21 protein-coding genes are annotated in these 20516 nt (G+C 42.7%); 9 read left to right on the forward strand and 12 right to left on the reverse strand.

Features of this window, described 5'->3' with window-relative positions; translation table 11 throughout:
• The first annotated feature begins 124 nt into the window (after window positions 1–124).
• Complete coding sequence (locus ACFS6H_RS12940) at window positions 125–631, forward strand: histidine phosphatase family protein (RefSeq protein ID WP_386099346.1); 507 nt, start codon at window positions 125–127, stop codon at window positions 629–631.
• A gap of 601 nt (window positions 632–1232) precedes the next feature.
• Here the strand turns inward: ACFS6H_RS12940 and ACFS6H_RS12945 are convergent.
• The 4 genes from ACFS6H_RS12945 to ACFS6H_RS12960 form a co-directional block, all read right to left on the reverse strand.
• Window positions 1233–1919 (reverse strand): DUF2490 domain-containing protein, encoded by a 687-nt coding sequence (locus ACFS6H_RS12945; RefSeq protein ID WP_386099349.1) that lies wholly within the window; start codon window positions 1917–1919, stop codon window positions 1233–1235.
• 211 nt (window positions 1920–2130) lie between these two features.
• The gene (locus tag ACFS6H_RS12950; RefSeq protein WP_386099352.1) at window positions 2131–3459 is read right to left on the reverse strand and encodes a dihydrolipoamide acetyltransferase family protein; all 1329 of its coding nucleotides are present in this window, start codon (window positions 3457–3459) and stop codon (window positions 2131–2133) included.
• Between the two features lie 164 nt (window positions 3460–3623).
• Complete coding sequence (locus ACFS6H_RS12955; protein WP_386099355.1) at window positions 3624–4880, reverse strand: CinA family nicotinamide mononucleotide deamidase-related protein; 1257 nt, start codon at window positions 4878–4880, stop codon at window positions 3624–3626.
• A 186-nt stretch (window positions 4881–5066) separates the two neighbouring features.
• Window positions 5067–5654 carry a Uma2 family endonuclease gene (locus ACFS6H_RS12960; protein WP_386099358.1) on the reverse strand — a complete coding sequence of 196 codons (588 nt, stop codon included), beginning with the start codon at window positions 5652–5654 and terminating at the stop codon, window positions 5067–5069.
• A gap of 44 nt (window positions 5655–5698) precedes the next feature.
• Between ACFS6H_RS12960 and dacB the strand changes: the two genes are divergently transcribed.
• Window positions 5699–7093, forward strand: coding sequence for a D-alanyl-D-alanine carboxypeptidase/D-alanyl-D-alanine endopeptidase (dacB, locus tag ACFS6H_RS12965; protein WP_386099361.1), 1395 nt, complete (start codon window positions 5699–5701; stop codon window positions 7091–7093).
• Window positions 7094–7097: 4 nt separating this feature from the next.
• Complete coding sequence (locus tag ACFS6H_RS12970; protein WP_386099364.1) at window positions 7098–7520, forward strand: DUF6526 family protein; 423 nt, start codon at window positions 7098–7100, stop codon at window positions 7518–7520.
• A gap of 5 nt (window positions 7521–7525) precedes the next feature.
• On the opposite strand, the gene ACFS6H_RS12975 is transcribed toward ACFS6H_RS12970, so the two are convergent.
• Window positions 7526–8548, reverse strand: coding sequence for a site-2 protease family protein (locus ACFS6H_RS12975; RefSeq protein ID WP_386099367.1), 1023 nt, complete (start codon window positions 8546–8548; stop codon window positions 7526–7528).
• A 158-nt stretch (window positions 8549–8706) separates the two neighbouring features.
• Between ACFS6H_RS12975 and ACFS6H_RS12980 the strand changes: the two genes are divergently transcribed.
• Window positions 8707–9066 carry a hypothetical protein gene (locus ACFS6H_RS12980; RefSeq protein WP_386099370.1) on the forward strand — a complete coding sequence of 120 codons (360 nt, stop codon included), beginning with the start codon at window positions 8707–8709 and terminating at the stop codon, window positions 9064–9066.
• 7 nt (window positions 9067–9073) lie between these two features.
• A complete protein-coding gene (locus ACFS6H_RS12985) occupies window positions 9074–9475 on the forward strand; it encodes a hypothetical protein (RefSeq protein WP_386099373.1) in 402 nt (133 codons plus the stop codon).
• Window positions 9476–9551: 76 nt separating this feature from the next.
• Here the strand turns inward: ACFS6H_RS12985 and ACFS6H_RS12990 are convergent, their stop codons facing one another.
• The 3 genes from ACFS6H_RS12990 to ACFS6H_RS13000 form a co-directional block, all read right to left on the reverse strand.
• Window positions 9552–10115: a UbiX family flavin prenyltransferase gene (locus ACFS6H_RS12990; protein WP_386099376.1), complete on the reverse strand. Its 564-nt coding sequence runs from the start codon at window positions 10113–10115 to the stop codon at window positions 9552–9554.
• A gap of 416 nt (window positions 10116–10531) precedes the next feature.
• Window positions 10532–11434, reverse strand: coding sequence for a site-specific tyrosine recombinase XerD (gene xerD / locus ACFS6H_RS12995; protein WP_386099379.1), 903 nt, complete (start codon window positions 11432–11434; stop codon window positions 10532–10534).
• Window positions 11435–11530: 96 nt separating this feature from the next.
• Window positions 11531–12193 carry a hypothetical protein gene (locus tag ACFS6H_RS13000; protein WP_386099382.1) on the reverse strand — a complete coding sequence of 221 codons (663 nt, stop codon included), beginning with the start codon at window positions 12191–12193 and terminating at the stop codon, window positions 11531–11533.
• 84 nt (window positions 12194–12277) lie between these two features.
• On the opposite strand from ACFS6H_RS13000, the gene ACFS6H_RS13005 reads away from it, so the two are divergent.
• Complete coding sequence (locus ACFS6H_RS13005; protein ID WP_386099385.1) at window positions 12278–12796, forward strand: YkgJ family cysteine cluster protein; 519 nt, start codon at window positions 12278–12280, stop codon at window positions 12794–12796.
• Here the strand turns inward: ACFS6H_RS13005 and ACFS6H_RS13010 are convergent.
• Entirely contained in the window at window positions 12791–13144 is a 354-nt protein-coding gene (locus ACFS6H_RS13010) for a YraN family protein (protein WP_386099388.1), read from the reverse strand. The genes ACFS6H_RS13005 and ACFS6H_RS13010 overlap by 6 nt on opposite strands.
• Before the next feature lie 32 nt (window positions 13145–13176).
• Between ACFS6H_RS13010 and manA the strand changes: the two genes are divergently transcribed.
• Complete coding sequence (manA, locus tag ACFS6H_RS13015; protein WP_386099390.1) at window positions 13177–14385, forward strand: mannose-6-phosphate isomerase, class I; 1209 nt, start codon at window positions 13177–13179, stop codon at window positions 14383–14385.
• A gap of 47 nt (window positions 14386–14432) precedes the next feature.
• Window positions 14433–15029 (forward strand): DUF6580 family putative transport protein, encoded by a 597-nt coding sequence (locus ACFS6H_RS13020; protein WP_386099393.1) that lies wholly within the window; start codon window positions 14433–14435, stop codon window positions 15027–15029.
• Window positions 15030–15443: 414 nt separating this feature from the next.
• On the opposite strand, the gene ACFS6H_RS13025 is transcribed toward ACFS6H_RS13020, so the two are convergent.
• Window positions 15444–16139 carry a porin family protein gene (locus ACFS6H_RS13025; RefSeq protein WP_386099396.1) on the reverse strand — a complete coding sequence of 232 codons (696 nt, stop codon included), beginning with the start codon at window positions 16137–16139 and terminating at the stop codon, window positions 15444–15446.
• 37 nt (window positions 16140–16176) lie between these two features.
• Complete coding sequence (gene murB, locus ACFS6H_RS13030) at window positions 16177–17184, reverse strand: UDP-N-acetylmuramate dehydrogenase (RefSeq protein WP_386099399.1); 1008 nt, start codon at window positions 17182–17184, stop codon at window positions 16177–16179.
• 24 nt (window positions 17185–17208) lie between these two features.
• Between murB and ACFS6H_RS13035 the strand changes: the two genes are divergently transcribed.
• Window positions 17209–17886, forward strand: a complete 678-nt coding sequence (locus tag ACFS6H_RS13035) for an NAD(P)H-binding protein (RefSeq protein WP_386099402.1) — start codon at window positions 17209–17211, stop codon at window positions 17884–17886.
• A gap of 109 nt (window positions 17887–17995) precedes the next feature.
• Here the strand turns inward: ACFS6H_RS13035 and priA are convergent, their stop codons facing one another.
• The gene (priA, locus tag ACFS6H_RS13040; RefSeq protein ID WP_386099405.1) at window positions 17996–20503 is read right to left on the reverse strand and encodes a replication restart helicase PriA; all 2508 of its coding nucleotides are present in this window, start codon (window positions 20501–20503) and stop codon (window positions 17996–17998) included.
• Window positions 20504–20516: the final 13 nt, after the last annotated feature.

Consider the following 20516-nt stretch of genomic DNA (forward strand, 5'->3'; position numbering starts at 1 on the left):
TTATACAAAGCCGCATCCTATATGGTATGCGGCTTTGTTGTATAATCCTATAAATGTATAAGTGGTAAACTTGTCATCCTTTTTTATCCTAATTTAGAATCCGTTTAATTAAACTTTACTGTATATGAGAATTATATTGTTATTGCTTGTTGTATGTCTTGCCTCCTGTAGTCAGACCATTTATGTTGTACGCCATGCTGAAAAAGCCACACCTGCTACCGCTACCATGCAGTCGGACAAGAATAATCCCGACCTGTCCGAAGCTGGCCATGCCCGTGCTGTTGCTTTACAACAACGCCTTGCCCATGCCGGTATTAAAAGCATTTACAGTACCAATTACAAACGCACCCTGCAAACGGTGATGCCATTGGCCAAAACAAATGATCTTTCTATTGTTACTTATCACCCTTCCTCTGACTCTTTACCGGCCTTCGTTGAACGGATCAAAAGTAAACGTAAAGGAAATGTGCTTATTGTCGGGCACTCTAATACCATCGATAATATAGCCAACGCTTTAGTAGGCTCACAGGTGGTACCGGCGGATATTCCTGAAACGGATTATAATAACCTGTTTATTATTACCCGGAAAGGCAAAAAATATCATTTTAAGCCGGAGAAATACGGGGAGTAGATTTTTGGGTTTAAAATGTTAATTCCCATGTAGAAAATACCCGCAGATAACGCTGATGGTATACGCAGATTTTCGCAAATTTAAAACCAAATCAGCGGTCATCTGCGGTGCATTTTATCTGTGAAAATCTGCGGGTGAAGCAATCTTAACCTCAGTTAATATCTATCGAACCAAAGTTGCGAATTAGTGAATGATGAAGTGAGTAATACAGCCTTTTAAAAATAAAACCTTTAACAAACTAAAATCAACTCAGCGGGTATCTGCGGTGCATTTTATCTGTGAAAATCTGCGGGTGAAAAAATCTTAACCTTAGTTAGTGTCTAACGAACCAAAGTTGCGTATTAGTGAATGATGAAGTGAGGAATACAACAGGTAGTGATGGTAGCAATACAGCCTTTTAAGAATAAAAGCTTTCACAAACTAAAACCAACTCAGCGGTCATCTGCGGTGCATTGTATCTGTGAAAATCTGCGGGTGAAACAACTTTCATACACTCCCTGCTCAAACACCAACTAAAATCAACTCAGCGAAAATCTGCGTTGTATTCTATCTGTAAAAATCTGCGGGCAAAATAACCCTTATGCAACACCTGCTCAAACAATTAATCCAGGTTACCCGGTATCCGTTCATTCGGGTTTTTGTTACCGTCAATATCTATCATTAAAGTCAGCTGGAAAAAATGCTTACCTGCGCCAACATTGTTACGGTAATCATACTGGTATACATAACCGGGCTGTACGCTGAAATAGGGCGATATCTGGTAACCAATGCCTGCAAACACACGATTACGTTCAAAATAGGGCGCTTTATTGGTCAGGAACAACTCTTCAAAAGCGGCCACGTAAAATGTTTTGGGCTCAATCTTGGTGCCGTTTAACGGAATGGCCGCATTTAAACGATAGCGGAAACGGTTGCGGTAACCGGTATCAAACCATCTTTGTTCCACACGGTAACGGTGTTCAAACTTTATGCGTTCTAAATAATTATTCATGGTCAGCTGTTGCCAGAACCTGAACTCGTTGGCCGATACCGGTTTGGTAAAACTGCCGGGGTCGCTATAGGTTACATACTTACCAATACCTGCTAAAAACGAAAAATTCTTATTAATAAAGTAGGAAATACCTCCTTTTACTTCATAATAAAAATGGTTATTGTAAAATGATTGCGAGCGTAGCTGTAGTTCATTGAAAATTTCAAACTTGGGGGCCAGTGTTAAACGGGTATTGATCACATTCCAAGAGCCGAAGTCTTTTTTTTGGGCCTGGGCCGGTTTTCCTGTTATGGTCATTATTAATGCAATAGTAACTGCTGAACGGAAAGTCGTTGGGTGTTTTAAATGCCTTAACAGGCCTGCTCCTGGTAACATAGTCGTTTCTTGAGGGTGCAAAGTTATATATACTGTTGATACCAATATATATCGGCCCTATAAATTTTACCCCCGTTTAAACCGGCACTGCCGATCTGAACGGGGGTAATGTTTTATTAAAAAACAGGGACTATCAGATCTCCCTGTCAGGATTAAAGTTCTCCAGCTCCTTGGCTACCGCTGTTAAGAATGTAGCGCCCAGGCTGCCGTCCACAATACGGTGGTCGTAGCTCATGCTCAGGTACATCATGTGGCGTATGGCTATGCTGTCGCCTTGTGGCGTTTCAATCACCATCGGGCGTTTTTTAATGGCGCCCACGGCTAAAATTGCTACCTGTGGCTGGTTAATAATGGGGGTACCCATCAGGCTGCCAAAAGTGCCTACATTGGTCAGGGTAAAGGTTCCGCCCTGGGTATCGTCAGCTTTCAGTTTACCATTACGGGCGCTGTCGGCTAACTGGTTCACCTGTTTGCTAAGGCCTACTAAATTCAACTGGTCGGCATTTTTAATAACCGGTACAATCAAATTGCCGCTGGGCAGCGCCGTAGCCATACCTATATTAATGTCTTTTTTTACAATGATCTTATCGCCGTCCAGTGAAGAGTTGATCAAAGGGAATTTTTTAATGCACTTCACCACCGCTTCTACAAACAAGGGCGTAAAGGTGATTTTGCTGTTCTCACGTTTTTCAAACTCCTTTTTCACTTTATCGCGCCAGTGTACCAGGTTGGTAACATCGGCTTCGGTAAAGCTGGTAACGTGCGGGCTGGTATGTTTGCTACGCACCATATGTTCAGCAATCAGCTTACGCATACGGTCCATTTCAATAATTTCTACATTACCCTGGTATACCACCGGTGCATTTTCTGTTTTCTTAACTGTCGGTGCAGGGGTATTCTCCACAACAATGGTATCTGTATTATCCGCCAGGGGATGTGCTGCAGGAGCGCTTACTTTACCCGATTTTTTATCACTTACGTATTGTAAAATATCTTTTTTGGTCACCCTTCCTTCGCTGCCGGTACCGGGAATTTTTTCCAGTTCGCTCATGCTAACTCCTTCGCTGGTGGCAATATTCAATACCAGGGGAGAATAAAAGCGGTTAGGGTTAACACTGCCGCCGGTATTGGCTGCGGGTGCAGCTTGTACAGGAGTAGGAGCAACAGCAGCCGGGGCTTCCTTAACAGGGGCAGCGGTTGTTGCAGTAACAGACGCTCCACCTTCGGTCCTTATTTTAGCAATAGCAGCGCCAATGGGTACTACATCATCTACTTTATACAATAACTCTTCAATTACGCCGGCTGCGGTACTGGGTACTTCACTATCCACTTTATCAGTAGCAATTTCCAGCACGGTTTCGTCCATCTGTACGGTATCACCGGGTTGTTTGTGCCATCTTAAAATGGTAGCTTCCATAATACTTTCGCCCAGCTTAGGCATGATCAGTTCTACTATCGCCATAATATTTTTATTAGTCTTGTCTGTATAATGCAGCTCATCATTCCCGGTAAACAAGCGTTTTACCTGTACTATTTCACCCAACCGGCAGCACCTGAAACAGGTAACCGGAATAACAAGCAATTTTTAACCGGCCAAAGGTAACGATTTGGCCTTAATTCATACTATCAACTGTTAGTTAAAATAAACTTTCGTAAAAAATTCAGGGCATTCATGGCTGCCAGGTGTATATTTCTCTCCCTGCCAAAACGTAAACTTAGTTTGATGGTCGCAGTTTTATCCTTATTCCCCACGGCTATCCACACCGTTCCTACCGGTTTTTCCGGTGTGCCGCCATCGGGTCCCATAATGCCGGATGTGGCCACCGCATAATCTACCTGCAAGCGCTCCAACGTACCTGCTACCATCTGTTTTACCGTTTCTTCGCTTACTGCACCTACCGATTGTAAGGTTTGTGCCTGTACACCCAACAGGTTTTGTTTTACTTCGTTGGCATAACTCACTATACTGCCTTTATAATAAGCCGAAGAGCCGGCAATACTGGTTATCAGGTGAGCTATGTACCCGCCGGTACAGCTTTCCGCTGTGCCCATTGTTTTGCCCGATGCTTTTAACAGGTTACCGATCACCTCTTCAAGGCCTTCATCTTTTGCCGATACCAAAAACGGGGCTACCAGTTCCTGTAACCGTAAATAATAGGGCTGCAGTTTTTCCTGTAAGGCCATTTTATTAACGCCTGTAATGGTTAAACGCAGTTTTACCATGCCGTAGCTGGGTAAATAGGCCAGCTTAATATCGGCCGGTAAACCGGCTTCAAAATCCAGTAATAGTTCGGCAATGGCCGATTCGCCCTGGCCTGCCGTAAAAATGGTTTCATGTACAATGGCAGGCATGGTAAAGGTTTCCTGCAGCCTGTGTAACACTTCGTTGGTGATCAGGCCTTTCATCTCGTGCGGCACACCGGGTAAGGAAATAAAAATCTTTCCGTCCGCATTAAACCACATGCCCGGCGCTGTACCCAAAGCATTGGGTAATACGGTACAGTTATCAGGCACTTCGGCCTGTTTCATATTCCGTTCCAGTATAGGGCCGGGACGATTGTATATTTTCTCAAATAAATACTTTACATGGGCCAGCACTTCCTCGTTCACCACCAGTTTACCTCCAAAATATTTACACAGCAGCGGTTTGGTAATATCATCGGCAGTAGGGCCCAGGCCGCCTGTGATAATAATGATATCAGATCGTTTCTTCTCTTCGTCCAATGCCTGCCATATATCATCGTATACATCACCTACAGCTACCCGGCGTTTTACCCAAACGCCTGTTTTATTCAGTTCCTGGGCAATAAAAGCACTGTTGGTGTCAATGGTCTGGCCAATTAACAACTCATCACCAATGGTAATGATAGATGCATTTACCATATTACTTATTAATTATACTGCAAGATAACTCTTAGTAAAATAGGTTGGATGAAATGCCGGGAAAGTTAATGATGGATGGTGCCGGCAACAGTACCCTGATGGGGCTTTACTTGCGACGCTCCGTTCAGCAGTACCGCATTTCCCGTCAGGAAAAATAGGACGTAACAGGAAGAACGGATGTAGCCATCAAAAATTTATATCAAGGTATAAAGATTCCAGTGTAATGCGAATAGCAACCGTTTTAATCATAAAGGCATCTGTTATATCTTTTAATTCTGTCAGCCTCCATTCATGTACATCGGTTCTTACAAAATGTTCCACCGAAACGGTTTCGGAGTCAATCAATATGTATTCCTGTAAGGTGGGTATCTGGCGATATAAATTAAACTTATCGCCCCGGTCGTATGATTTTGTGGAGGAAGATAATATTTCAATAATTATACAGGGATTAGTAATAGTATCGAAAGCATTATCAGTGGTTTCCGGCTTACCACACACAATACTGATATCAGGATAAGTATAAAGCGTATTCATTGGAATATGAACACGTAAATCACTACCATAAGGTTTACAACCTTTGCCTTTTAGTTTTAAAGAAAGATGTCCAAAAAGATTAGTAAAGATATCGTTGTGATTAAGAGAAGCTCCCGACATGGCAAACACTTCACCCTGGTAATATTCATGTTTCTGCTGCGATGTTCTTTCCATCTTCAGGTAATCCTCGGCAGAAACATAATTGAACTTTGGTACAGGTTCATTAACTTCATTTTCCATACAGTAAATTTAATTCTTTTTAGTTTCACCGCTAAATCAGCTTTATGCATAGATTTTTGTTATTATTATTTTTGATTATACAAACTGTCGGGGTGCCAGCACAAACGGTCGGGGCTAAAATTGCGGCTGCCTTTAATAATTTTGAAAAAGATACATTATATCAAAACGCATCTGTTTCCTTATATGTAATTGAAGCGGCTACCGGCAAACTGGTATTTGACAAAAACTCCCGCATGGGCCTGGCGCCTGCATCTACCCAAAAAATCATTACCAGTGTGAGTGCCTATGAATTATTGGGCCAGGATTATAAATTTATTACCAATATCGGTTATACAGGCGCTATTGCCAATGGCGTATTAAAGGGCGATCTTATTGTGAGCGGTTCCGGTGATCCTACATTGGGCAGCTGGCGCTGGGAAAGTACAAAGCCTGATAATGTACTGGACGAATGGATTAAAAAGCTAAAAGCCACCGGCATACAAAAAATTGATGGCCGGTTACAAGTCAATACCGGTTCTTTTGTTTACCAGGCTATACCGGATGGGTGGATATGGCAGGACATAGGTAATTACTATGGTACCGGGGCCTATGCACTTAACTGGAAGGAGAACCAGTTCGATCTCCAGCTTACTTCGGGTAACGCCGTGGGAGATGCCGTGCTGGTAAAAAAAGACGGGGCGCCCGTGGATTATCATAACGAATTAAGGGCTGCTGCCAAAGGAACAGGAGATAATGCTTATTTATATTTTGACGGATCAATATCAGGTACCATACCTGCCGGTGAAAAGAATTTTACCATCTCGGCTGCCGATACAAACCCCGCGGCAACCCTGTTAACTGATCTTGACCTGCGTTTAAAGGCCTCGGGTATGGTAAATAAAACGGAGCTGACCGATGGTCATGATCGTAGCAAATCACACGGCGCCAATGCGGCAGGAGTGATCATAAAACCCGTTGTACAACAGGTTTCACCTGTTATGGACTCTATCATTTATTGGTTCAATAAAAAAAGTATTAACCTGTATGGTGAAGCATTGATAAAGGCCATTGCCCTGCAAAACAACAAACCCGCAGCCACCGATGAAGGCGTGAAGCTGGTGAGGGATTTCTGGAAACAGCAGGGTATAGGCTCCGGGGAGTTGAACATGAAAGACGGTTCGGGCCTTTCGCCCTTAAACAGGGTAACCACCCATGCGCAGGTGGAAATATTAAAATATGCCAGGGGTAAAAGCTGGTTTCCTGCTTTTTACGATGCTTTACCCGAATACAATGGTATGAAAATGAAAAGCGGTACCATCAGCGGTGTAAAAGGTTTTTGTGGTTATCACAAAGCAAAAGATGGTAAAGAGTATATTTATTCTTTTTTGGTAAACAACTACCAGGGTTCCGCATCAGGCCTGGTACAAAAAATGTATAAAGTATTAAACGAATTAAAATAATACCATGCAAAGTTTTAAAAATCACCGTAAGTTTTTTCCTCCTTTTCATTTTGTAGCCACTCCGCTTATAGTGACCTTACTGGTTCTTACTATTATTAACCTGGTACAGGCAGAAAAGGGGAATATATTACAGGCCGTAATATTGCTGCTGATCGTTATTGCACTTGCACTGGTGCACCTTAATTCCCGTATAATGCCCCTGAAGGCACAGGACAGGGTGATAAGGGCCGAAGAAAACTTCCGGCATTATGTATTGACCGGGAAGCCACTGTACCCTAACCTCCGGTTAAGACAGATCATTGCCTTACGCTTTGCATCTGATGAGGAATTTCCGGCACTGGCTTTACGTGCCAGCGAAGAAAAACTGAGTAAACAGCAAATAAAAGCCGCCATTAAAAACTGGCGTTCCGATTATAGCAGGCTGTAGAGGCATTACCCGAAACGGCGGAAAAAAGAAAGATCGAGCTGTAATAACCAGGGCGAAGCCAATGCCGCTATCCAGATAAGCAACAACAATATTTTACCCGGAATGCTCATGTCCTCCCAGAAAGTACGGTGTAACAGGCTCTGAATAGCGTTCATTACCTTATCTTCCTTAAGATCATATTCATACGGCGGGCCAGGTGTTATGCCCGCAAATGCCGTGTGATGGGCAATTACTTTTTTTCTTAATTCCCAGTATTCTTCATCGGTAAGATCTTCATATAATTTATTCAGGTCGTAGCCATCAGCTTCCAGTTTTTTTTCAAGATTGGTCAGCTGTGAATCCGAACGCATGCGCAGCAATAAATAAACCGGGAATAGTAGCAGGATAAAATAAAACCAGCTGCCGGTCTTTTGCCACAGGCTGATGCTGAACCAGGTCATTGCGGCAATGGACAGCAAAATAAATATACGGCTGATATAACCTTCCTCATCTAAAAAAACGCGGTTTAACAACTGACCACCATCTAAAGGATAAATAGGCAACAGGTTAAACAGGTTTAAAAAAATAAATAACAGGCTGATGGTATAAACCGAAACGCCCCACCATACTAAGCCACCGTAAGCCGCATCAATAAAATACAGAACAGCACCAATAATGACCCCGGGTATAGGGCCGGCCAGTAAAATAATGGCGGATTGCGTTTGCGACACTTCTCGTTTTGTACCCGATACATAAGCTCCCAGCAGCGGGATAAAAAACATGCCCAGGTCGCTGTACTTAAAATACTTCATGGCCAGGAAATGCCCCAGTTCATGTATCAGTACGATAAAGGTGACCATCAGCAGAATGGTGAAACTGGGAAAAATAAGATAGCCGATCATTAAATACAGCGCCAGGCTTTGAATGGAACGTAAGGCGCTGTTGCCTTTCTGTTGCAGGGGTATGTATTTGGGAGGGTAATCTGATGCCGCCTGCCTGTCGTTTTCATCATTCGCCTGTACGGGTATCACCGGTTCTTGTGGGTCCATGGTTTAAAAATAAGAAAAAGCTGCTTTGTATAAAACTATTTAGGGAGCGCTGATATTTTGAAAATATATTTTCAGAAAATATTGAAAATTCAAAAAGATGTCGTAGGTTTGCCTTGTGAAAATGCAGCGTGGTATGGGGCAACTTTAAAACCGCTTCCATGAACATCCTGGCCTACATCATCTACCTTTCTATTACCTACATTATTACTGTTCATGTAGGTCTGGTTTTTTACAAAAACGGCCGGCATTACATTTTAAACCTGTTACATGGCGATGAAAAACTTACATTGTTTATCAACCGGCTGCTGCTGGTAGGGTATTACCTGTTAAACCTGGGCTATGTAGCGCTGACCATCAGTACCTGGCCTCCAATTCATAACTGGGGTAGTTTATGGAGCTGCATGGCAACCATGACCGGTAAAATATTATTGATACTCGGCATTATACACTTCGGCAATATGACTGCGATATATTTTATTGGCCGGCATCATCAGCAATCAATTACTCATCATAAATAAACCCGTCATGGACAAATCATTAAATTTCACTGCCTACCTTATTTATTTGCCTATTGCTATTATGCTTACCTGGTATGTGGCCCATGTATTATTTAAAAACAGTAAAACCTTTATGCTGGAAATTTTTGGGGGTAAAGCCGATATCGCTTTTTCAACCAACCGTTTATTTGAAACCGGCTTTTACCTGCTGAATGTGGGATTTGCCTTACTGATCATGGAAATAGCCGGTAATGTTTATAACGGCCAGGTATTGCTGGAAAGACTAAGCTATAAACTGGGAGGTTTCAGTATTTACCTGGGAGTAATGTTATTCTTCAATCTCTACCTGTTCTTCAGGGGACGCAGAATAGCCAGGCAAAGGGCCAGGCAGTATGAGGCGGCCAATAAAATTTCGGCTAACCCTGCTTAAACACCTTTCGTGTTGTTTGTTTTAGGTAAAAGCGCTTCCTTTTTATGAAGCGCTTTCTTTATGCTGTATACTTTTATTATTTATTATTTCCCCAGCGGAAAGTGCTGATATCAAAGCCTGCCAGGTCCAGCACCCGGTCGGTAACTGTAGCGGCCAGTTCATCCAGGCTGGCGGGTAAGCTGTAAAAGGATGGGGAAGCGGGGCAAATAATACCGCCTGCTAATGTTACCGTCTCCATATTCCGTATATGAACCAGGTTATAAGGCGTATCCCGTACTACACATATTAATTTACGGCGTTCCTTCAATATTACATCAGCTGCCCTTGTGATCAGGTCATTGGATATGCCTGTTGCAATACGGCCCAACGTGCCCATAGAGCAGGGAAGTACGATCATGCTATCGTATTTGCCTGAACCTGATGCGAAAGGGGCATTAAAATCATTTTTATGGTAGAAACTAAAGGGGAAATTTTTATAAGAGTCATTTTTTAACTCCGTTTGCCAGACCTGTTTGGCATTATCGGTAATAACAATAGCAATATCGTCCCATTGTTCAGGTATGGTTGTTAATTTTTTCAACAGGCTTTGTGCATAAACAGAACCACTTGCCCCTGTTATTGCTATCACTATTTTACGCATAACACGATAAAAATTTTACAAGTTTTTGTTAAGAAATACGCTTTGCAAACGTTTGCTTAAACCGTACATCAAGTACCGGTATTGAGATGAATCAATAAATGTTATATATACACAAATAAAGACATAAAAGTACCTCAAAAGTTTTTGTATTAAATAATTATTAGCGATATTTGTCATGAATTTTCATAGGATAAGGTTTAATGGTTAATGGTTTTTGATTAGGGCCCCCCGATTCTCATCGGGGGTTCTTTTTTTTATAGTATTGAGAGAATAGTATATAGTATTAAGATAATAGTATTTAGTATTAAGAGAATAGAGTTTAGTATATAGATAGGATGCCGGGAGGAGAAAAGGTAAACGGGAGGGGAAAGTATCTGTAATCTAAAATCTTATATCTGAAATCTTACATCTCAATTCTATTTCCCAAACGCCGGGTGAAACTGCTCCAGGGTCTTCTTTAAAAAATCCCTGTCAAGGTGGGTATATATTTCGGTAGTGGTAATGCTTTCGTGGCCTAACATCTCCTGTACGGCACGCAGGTTGGCGCCGCCTTCTACCAGGTGGGTGGCAAAGGAATGACGAAGAGTATGGGGGGAAACTTTTTTCTTTATACCTGCCATCGCCACCAGTTGTTTAATGATCATAAAAACCATTACCCGTGACAGGCCGGTACCACGTTTGTTTAAAAAAACAATATCATCGTAACCCGGTTTATTAGGTGTATGCGGCCTTACCAGCTTAATATAGGTGCTTACCTGTTTTTTGGCGCTGCTGCCAATGGGTATCAGCCGTTCTTTGTTGCCTTTACCGGTCACTCTTATAAAATCAACATCCAGGTATAGCTGCGATAGTTTCAGGTTAATTACTTCACTTACCCGCAGCCCGCAGCTGTACATGATCTCCAATATGGCTTTATTACGTTCGCCGTCCGGCTTGCTCAGGTCTATCTGTGCCAGTATCTTTTCAATCTCTTCGTAACTTAATACATCGGGTAAAGCCCTTTTTAGCTTGGGAGTGGCTAATAAAACGGTGGGATCAGTTTGAACAATATCCTCGGTAATACAGTATTTAAAAAAAGCCCGGATACCGGAAATAATACGGGCCTGGGAACTTGCTGTCATTCCCAGGCCCGCTATCCATTGTAAAAATTGTTGTAAATCCTGTAAGGTAATGTCCGCAACAGGCTTTTGCAGTTGGTGTGCCAACAGGTAATCGGTCAGCTTTTCAATATCATGTATATAAGCTTCGGTGGAATTATCCGATAAAGATTTTTCCAGTTGACAATAACTCTTAAATCCTTTTTTATATACTTCCCACATGAATGCGAACCCTCGTTTATTGCCAATATTGTTTGGTTGCCTGTTACAATATGGCCTTAGCAAAAGACTATTAACAATGAACTATTAACGCTGCTATTACTTTAACTCAATAGCTTTCTCAATAACTTCCCAGTCCTTACCAAACTTAACTTTAGCCCATGCTTTGGTAGGCGTTACATTTACCGAGTCAATTTTGTCATGGATATAATCAAAATCAACACCGGCATCCTTACCAAAAGTCATCATTGTTTTTTTACCGGTGGTCATATCCTCAATATACAGGTTGCCGCCATCGGTATATACAAATAAGTTCTCGGCAATATCAAACTTGGGATCAAAATCGTTGATACCTTTTTTGCTGGGCTGAATGCTGGTCTTCTCCGCAAAATTTACGCGTATCTGGTAGTTCTGACCGGTAAGGCAATCGTTAAACATAATATATGCTAAAGAAGTATCCCTGATATAGGCTTTAAAATAATCTTTATTGATCTTTAAATTATTGTTGGCCAGCATACTTGCCAGTTCATATTTTTTGTTTGATTTTGCGCCATTATAGCTCCAGGTAATGGTATCGGCTTTACAATCTTTACCACTGATATATACATAAGGTTTCAGTTTGTGCTGACCTTCGATCTTAATAGAATCAGAAAAGCAAACCGTGTCGCAGAAGGCTTTTGGCGCTTCGGCCGCTTTTTCACCGCAAGAGGTTACGAGGGCTGCGGTACTTAATAAAATAAATGATGCGATTACTAATCTCATAATAACATTTTTAAGGTGATGGACAAAAATAGCTATTCAAAATTGTAAAGGAAAATTCTTTTATCTTCGGTTACAATATTTATTATGGATACCACTTTCAAACAGTTTAAGAAAAAAGTAAAGGAAAACCGCAGTAAAATGCGCCGTTTTATGACGGGACTGGAAAATAATACCCCACCCGGACTGGATAAAATGGCTGCTGCGCTGGCCCCCGCTGTATGGCAGGAGGTGGAATGTTTGTCCTGTGCAAACTGTTGCAAGACCATGACACCCACTTTTACACCGGCAGATATTAAACGTATTGCCGCCCACCTGAAAATGACTCCTGAACAGTTTACCGATAAATGGTTGCTGAAAGAAAAAAGAGGGGCAAAGGACTGGATCAATAAAACACAGCCCTGCCAGTTCTTAAATTTACAGGATAATAAATGCAGCATTTACGAAGTACGTCCGGCTGATTGTGCAGGCTTCCCGCATCTTACCAAGAAAAAGATGGTGGATTATATGCATGTGCATAAACAAAACATTGAGTATTGTCCGGCCACCTATGTGCTGATTGAAAAAATGAAGGCAGCCAGTGTAAAAGGGAATAATACTTTATAGAAATACATCTTCCAGTAAAAAATAAGTTGTTTCTTTTTTATTTATAATAATGGACAGTACATCATACTGTATCCATTTAATTCCCGGGTGCTGGTGCAGGTACTCATCTGCCGCACGTTGCAGGTGTTTGAATTTCTTTTTGGTAACCGCTTCTTCGGGGTAGCCATAGGCTTCGGTGCTGCGGCATTTTACTTCAATAAAATGTGTTTTCTTTCCTTTTTGTGCAATAATATCTATTTCGTAATGGGAGTAGCGCCAGTTACGATGCAGTATGGTGTAGCCTTTCGTGGTTAGCCAGCCGGCTGCATGGGCTTCACCGGTTTTTCCCAGTTCGTTATGTATAGCCATGCATTATCTTTGATTTAAGATAAGCTTTTATTATGAATAAAATTGCAGCATTACAAGGCTCGGTTAAACATTACGATTGGGGTGGCTTTCATTTCATTCCCGCTTTATTACAGTTAAATAACCCGGAGTTAAAACCCTTTGCCGAATACTGGCTGGGGGTACATCCGCAGGCTAATACACAGGTGATACCGCCCAAAGGAGAGCCGGTATTGTTATCACAGGTCATTAACGATAATCCTGAAGCGACTATCGGCGATACGGTGAATAAAAATTTTGGTACGGTTCCCTTTTTACTCAAGCTGCTGGATGTAAAGGATATGTTGTCCATACAGGTGCACCCATCGAAAGCAGCGGCGGCAGCGGCTTTTGATAAAGAAAACGAAGATGGAATTGCTTTAACGGCGCCTCACCGGAATTATAAGGATAAAAATCATAAACCGGAGTTAATGGTGGCCATGAGTGATTTTTGGCTGCTGCATGGCTTTAAACCGGAAAATGAATTAAAAGCGGTTTTAACAAAAACGGCAGAACTGGCTTTTTTACTGCCGTACTTTGAATCAGGCAGCTACGCCGGCCTTTACCAATATGTAATGAGTCTGCCCCAGGCCGAAGTGAATAAGACATTAACACCCCTGGCCGACAGGATACTGCCTTTATATGAACAAAATAAACTACAAAAGAACGAGGAAGATTTTTGGGCAGCCCGGGCCATGAATACTTTTAAAAGTGATACGGGAATTGACCGCGGTATTTTCTCTGTTTACCTGTTTAACGTGGTACAGATGAAAAGAGGCGAAGCTATTTTCCAGGATGCAGGTGTGTCACATGCATACCTCGAAGGCCAGAACGTGGAAATAATGGCCAGCTCGGATAATGTACTCCGTGGCGGACTGACCACCAAACATATTGATGTACCGGAATTGCTGAAACATACCTTATGCCAGGCTACCCATCCTAATATTTTAAAAGGCGAGCCGGTAGCCGGAGAAACGGTATTTAAAACACCGGCAGCTGATTTTGAATTGGGGCGTTTTAGCCTGCAGGCCGGACAGGAAACCGGGTATACATCACAAACCACGGATATATTACTGCTGACATCGGGTAATGTGACCATTACCGATGGTACGGATACCGTTAACCTGCATACGGGGCAACTGGCGGCCGTTGTTTTTGCCAATACAACAGTAACCATACAGGCAACGGAACAAACGGAGTTATTCAGGGCAACTGTACCCGTATAAGAGATTGGCATAAAATATTTACCTTTGTATTTATAAACGGTGTAACAATGAAGTTTAGTAAACAAACACTTATTGCTTTTGTCTTAATATTACTGGTAGCATCCCTGTATCGTGTGTGGGAGGGCCGTCCTTTTGGTTTTGCACCGCAAATGGCCATTGCCTTGTTTGCAGGTGCTGTTATTAAGGATAAAAAGTGGGCTATTATTCTGCCTTTATTATCCATGCTGCTTTCGGATGTATTGTACCAGGTATTATACATTAATGGCATGACGCCTATACAAGGCTTTTATGATGGCCAATGGGTGAATTACCTGTTAATAGCCGGCATCACAGTTTTTGGTATGCTGATGCGTCGTATTACTTTTTTAAATGTGCTGGGCTTTTCAGTTAGCGGTTCAGTTATTTATTTCCTGTTATCCAACTTCGCGGTTTGGATAGGCGGTGGTGGCCTGGGCCGTCCAAAAACATTTGACGGCTTAATGCTTTGTTATGGCGATGCCATTGCTTTTTACCGTGATTACGGTGTGATCAATGGTTTTGCGGGTAATGTATTGATTGGTGACCTGTTTTTTGCCGGCTTATTGTTTGGTACTTATTATATCGCTACACAACTGGTGGTTCGTCCTGTTGTGAGCAGGGCTTAACAGCTTATTATAAGTTTTTTGGTAAAAGCTCCTGTAAAGGGGCTTTTGTCGTTATATGGAGGGTGGGTGAGGTATAAGATATAAGGTGGAAGGTATAGGGTGTAGGGTGTAGGGTGGAAGGTATAAGGTAGAAGGTGTAAGGGGTAAGGTGGGAGGTGGGAGCAATGAGGCATGAGGTGTAAGACTGAAGGTTGCTTTGTTTCCTGTATTTTGTTGAATAGTGTTATTACAGTTGAGGGGCTGGCGGATGGAAGCGGTAGCTGGCCGGCAGGGTAGGGCAGTGAGATGGGGCCACTACAAGCGTACAGCCGCATATGGGCCGGGTGATGTACTGCAGCTGACAGCCCCAATAAAATAATACCTGCATAAAAAAGCCGGACCATAAAGCCCGGCTGTATAATAAAATATGTTGTTTTACAGGAAGATGCCGATACGTAAGGCCCAGCGTTTCAGGGTTACTTTATCATCGTCCCACCTTTTATTACGGGTAACATCGGTAAAGCCGCTTTCAAAACCTAAACCGAAATATAGATCGGTTTTTTCGGCAATACTGTATTCACCGCCAGCGCCTAACAACAGTCCCATGTTTAAGGGCACCATGTATTTGTTGGCTTTTACTTTGTCTTCCGATACATTGCCATAACGGATATCGGTCCTGGAGCCGATTAAAAAGCCGGTGTAAGTACCAAATTGTCCCCACCAGGTAAATTTATTTTTTTCTTCTGTCTTTAATTTTAAGGAAAGCGGTATTTGTATATACTGCAGTTTAATATCATAGTACTGTGCAGCATTGGCCGCTGTAGCTTCATTACGGCGCAGGCCTTTGTTGGAGCCGGCCTCATATTTTAAATTGCCACCTGCGTGTACAATTTCCAGTCCGGTAGCAAAAGCGCCTTTTTCATCGTTAAATAAGAAGTCGGCCATTACACCGTAGGATACACCAAATTTAGCCCCGTCTTTTTTAATGCCATCATCAGCCGGCTTTAAATTATTCAGGAACACGGGATCCAGTTTAAAGCCCAGTCTTACTTTACGGTTGCCGATCTCTGTCTGGCCAAAAATGGGTGCGGATAGTGCGATAGCGCATACCAAATACAAAACATGCTTCATAGATTACTATTTGTGAGTTTCCGCAAAGATAAAGAGCCTAGAGGATATTGACCTCTCTTTCGAGGGTAATACCGAATTTTTGCTGTACGGAAGCAATGATCTCCCCGCTTAAACGGTATATTTCCTCACCGGTGGCCTGGCCATGGTTCACAAGCACCAATGCCTGTTTATCGTGCACGCCGGCATCGCCGCGTTTAAAGCCTTTCCAGCCGCAGGCTTCTATTAACCAGCCGGCAGCAATTTTTACTGTTCCGTCGGCATTGGCATAGCCTACCATATTTTCATGTTGTAGTAATAATTGCTGGTATTGTTCAGCTGGTATACTGGGGTTTTTAAAGAAGCTGCCCGCATTACCTATAACAGCGGGATCGGGGAGTTTGGATTGGCGGATATGGATAACGGCATTGGATACATCCCGTATACCAGGTGTTGTTACCCCCATTTTCTCCAGCTCCTGCCTTATAGCGCCATATTCAATATGTACCACCGGTTTTTTTTGTAGTTTGTAACATACGGAGGTGATAACAAACTGGTCCTTGTATTTTCTTTTAAATATGCTTTCGCGGTAACCGAACCGGCAGTCAGCCGCATTAAAAGTATAGTTGGTTTGTTCCTGTATATGAAACGCGGTGAGGGAATGGAATACATCTTTGATCTCCACACCGTAAGCGCCGATATTCTGCATGGGTGAAGCGCCAACACAGCCGGGTATGAGTGACAGGTTTTCCAGGCCGCCCCAGCCATTATCAATACAATGTAATACAAAGCGGTGCCAGTTCTCACCACCACCGGCTTTGATGGTTACGGTATCATCGTCCTGTGCTATTACCTGGATGCCTTTGACCCGGTTTTGCAAAACCGTACCATCATAGTTTTTAGTAAATAAAATATTACTGCCTCCCCCAATGATCAATGGTTGGCTGTTACCGGTGCTGATAGCTTCCTGTAACTCGGTGGTGTTGTTAAAGGCGCAAAACTTTTTGGCAATTACATCGATCCCAAAAGTATTATATGCCTTCAAAGAAATATTTTCCTGAAATTGCATACTGCAATATAAACTTAAATTTTTATGGCGGTAAAAACAGTTGCGGTTATCGGGGGTACAGGAATGATAGGTAAAAGCCTGGTGCAATTTTTAATTGCTGACCCGGAGGTGGAGACCATTAAGTTACTGGTAAGGCGGCCCATGGAAAAACCACATGCTAAAGTGGAAGTGAAACTGGTGGATTTTACCGACAGGGAATCGGTACAACTGGCATTGGAAGAAAGCGAAGTGGTGTTTTGCGCCATTGGCACAACACAGAAAAATGTGAAGGGAAATAATGAGCTATACCGCAAAATTGATTTTGATATACCCGTTCTGGCTGCAAAATTATGGCAGGAAGTAGGCTTTACACAATTTGTGATTGTATCATCTATTGGAGCTGCTGCCAACAATAAAAATTTTTATTTACAGTTAAAGGGCGAAGTGGAGGAAGCACTGATTGCTACACAGGTACCTTCCCTGCATATTATGCAGCCATCGATGTTATTGGGTTTAAGAGAAGAAAAAAGACCGCTGGAAGGTTTTTTACAGGCTACCATGCGTTTTACTTCAAAACTTTTTGTGGGCAGCTGGCGGCAGTACCGTGCTATAGAGGGTGCTACGGTGGCCAAAGCCATGTTACAGGCCGCTAAAGAAGCAAAGCCCGGTGTACACCGGTATACTTTTGATGCGATAAAAGCGCTGGCAGAGAAGGGGATTTAAGAATTAATATTTAAGATTTGTGATTTTATATTGAGGGAACCAGGATCGCTTAATCTTCAAGTCCTAATTCATTATTCATCATTCATAATTCATCATTCTTTATCCCTCTCTACACCCCATCCACATCCGGTATCACCACCACGCTTCTGAAACGCTGTTGTTGCTGCAGGTTGATGATCTGTATTTTAATATCCTGTTTACATTCCTGTATTAACTGTTGCTGCCGGGGAAGTTTGATGAGCAGTTCCATGATATACTGGTTGCGTATACGGTTAATGATAGGTTCTGCCGGGCCGGTGAGGTAATTACCATATTTAGGTTGCAGGCTAACGGTAAATTGTTGTGCGGCCTGTTGTACCACTTCCTTTATTTTATGTTTGAAGTTGAGATGAATGATGCGGGCGAAAGGCGGGTAGGCAAATTGTTTACGTTTATCTATCTCGTCGGCATACATTTTTTTGTAGGCATGCTGCTGTACATATTGTAAAACCGGGTGCTGCGGCTGACCGGTCTGTATCAGTACCTGGCCGGTTTCGCTGCGGCGGCCGGCACGCCCGCTTACCTGTTCCATTAACTGGTAGGCCCGTTCGTTTACCCTGAAATCGGCAAAGTTCAAAATGCCGTCTGCATCTAAAATGCCCACCAGGGCCACGGTGTCAAAGTCGAGACCTTTTACGACCATTTGTGTACCCACCAGTATATCGATACGTTGTTGTTCAAACTGCTGCAACAGGGTATCATGCGCATGTTTACCCCTTACGGTATCAATATCCATACGGGCTACTTTGGCTTTGGGGAATTTTTCCTGCAACAGCTCTTCAATTTTTTCCGTACCAAAATTGCGTTGCACAAATGCATGACTGCCGCAGGCCAGGCAGGTTTGTAACGGCGGGTATGTTGAACCACAATAATGACAGGCCAGTTGGTTGGTATGTTTATGAAAAGTAAGCGATACATTACAATGTTTACACTTGGGTACCCAGTTACATACACTGCATACCTGGTAGGGCGAGTAACCACGGCGGTTTTGAAAAAGGATGACCTGTTTTTGCCTGGCTATGCTTTCCTCAATGGCTTTCGCGAGGTCGGGTGTAATAATGGCTTTCTCCTTGTCGTTTGGTTTGCGTTCTATTTTGCGGATATCAATCATCTGTATCTGCGGCATCTGTACATCCCCAAAACGTTCGTTCAGTTCAATTAAAGCATATTTACCTGTTTGGGCATTATAATAGGATTCCAGCGATGGGGTAGCGCTGCCCAGTAGAACTTTGGCCTGGTATAAAGAGGCAAAATAGATAGCCGTATCACGGCCATGGTATCTTGGCGCAGGTTCCTGTTGTTTGTAGGAAGTATCGTGTTCTTCATCACAAATGATCAATGACAGGTCCCGGAAAGGTAAAAACAAAGTGGAACGGGCGCCTAATATAATTTTTAGTTCACCGCTTTTTACCTTGTTCCATATTTCCACTCTTTCGTTCTGCGAAAATTTGGAATGGTATACACCGATATAACCACCAAAATGTTTTTGCAAACGCCGGATGATCTGCGAGGTAAGTGCAATTTCGGGTAACATATATAATACCTGTTTACCCTGTTTAATATGCTCTTCTATCAGGCGTATATATAATTGCGTTTTGCCACTGGAAGTAACCCCGTGCAATAAACTCACGGTCTTATCGGTAAAACTTTCTTTCACCTGCTGATAGGCTGTCTGCTGGGCAGGGGAGAGCTCAAAATCGATGGTAATATCTTTGGGCAGGTATTGTATCCTGTCCACTTCCCGTTTCTCGCTGCGTAAAATGTTCTTGGCAATCAATCCTTTTAACTGGGCATCGGAAGCACCTGATTTTTTTAGCAAAGCCTGGCGGGTTACGCTGCCGGTGGTTTTGCTTAAATGCAGGTAGGCCAGCAGCAGTTCCATTTGTTTTTCGGCACGTTGTAGTTTCGGGTCTTCATTTAACAACTTAGCTAAAGTGGCTTCCTGCTCGTATGCTTTCTGCAGCAGGATATAGGTTTCTTTTTTAGGTGCATAAGTGTTTTTCAACGCCTCCCATACATAACAAACCCTTTTATGGATAAGGCGGTTAACCACCGGGTATACATGGGGAGAGTCAAGTATCAGTTGTATTTCGGTCAGTTTTAATTCTTTCTTCAGTAACAGGGCTTCTGCCACTACATACTCTTCTGCATCCAGGTTGGTAAAATCATCGCCAAATTCCTCGTTATACACCACGATGGTTTCACTGGATAATTTAAAATGGGCCGGTAAACCGGCGGCCATTACTTCCCCTTCGCTGCACATATAGTAAGTGGCCATCCACTCCCATAGCTTTAACTGTTCGGCATATACTACGGGTTCTGCATCCAGTACATTCAGAATATCCTTGGGTTCAAAAAACTCGGGTTTATCGGAATGAATGCGTTTAACGATACCCGCATATTTTTTCTGCTTACCTAAATTTACTTCTACCCGGCAGCCGGGGGAGGTAAGTGATTGCAGGTGTTCGGGTATACGCCAGGTATAGTTTTGGGGTAATGCCAACGGAATAATTACTTCGGCATAAACCGAACTGCTAGCTGATGTGGAAGTAAATAAAGTATTCTCGGTTACCGGCATTATGGGATAAATA

The sequence above is a fragment of the Terrimonas rubra genome (assembly GCF_042686025.1).
GTDB classification, from domain to species: Bacteria; Bacteroidota; Bacteroidia; order Chitinophagales; family Chitinophagaceae; genus Terrimonas; species Terrimonas rubra.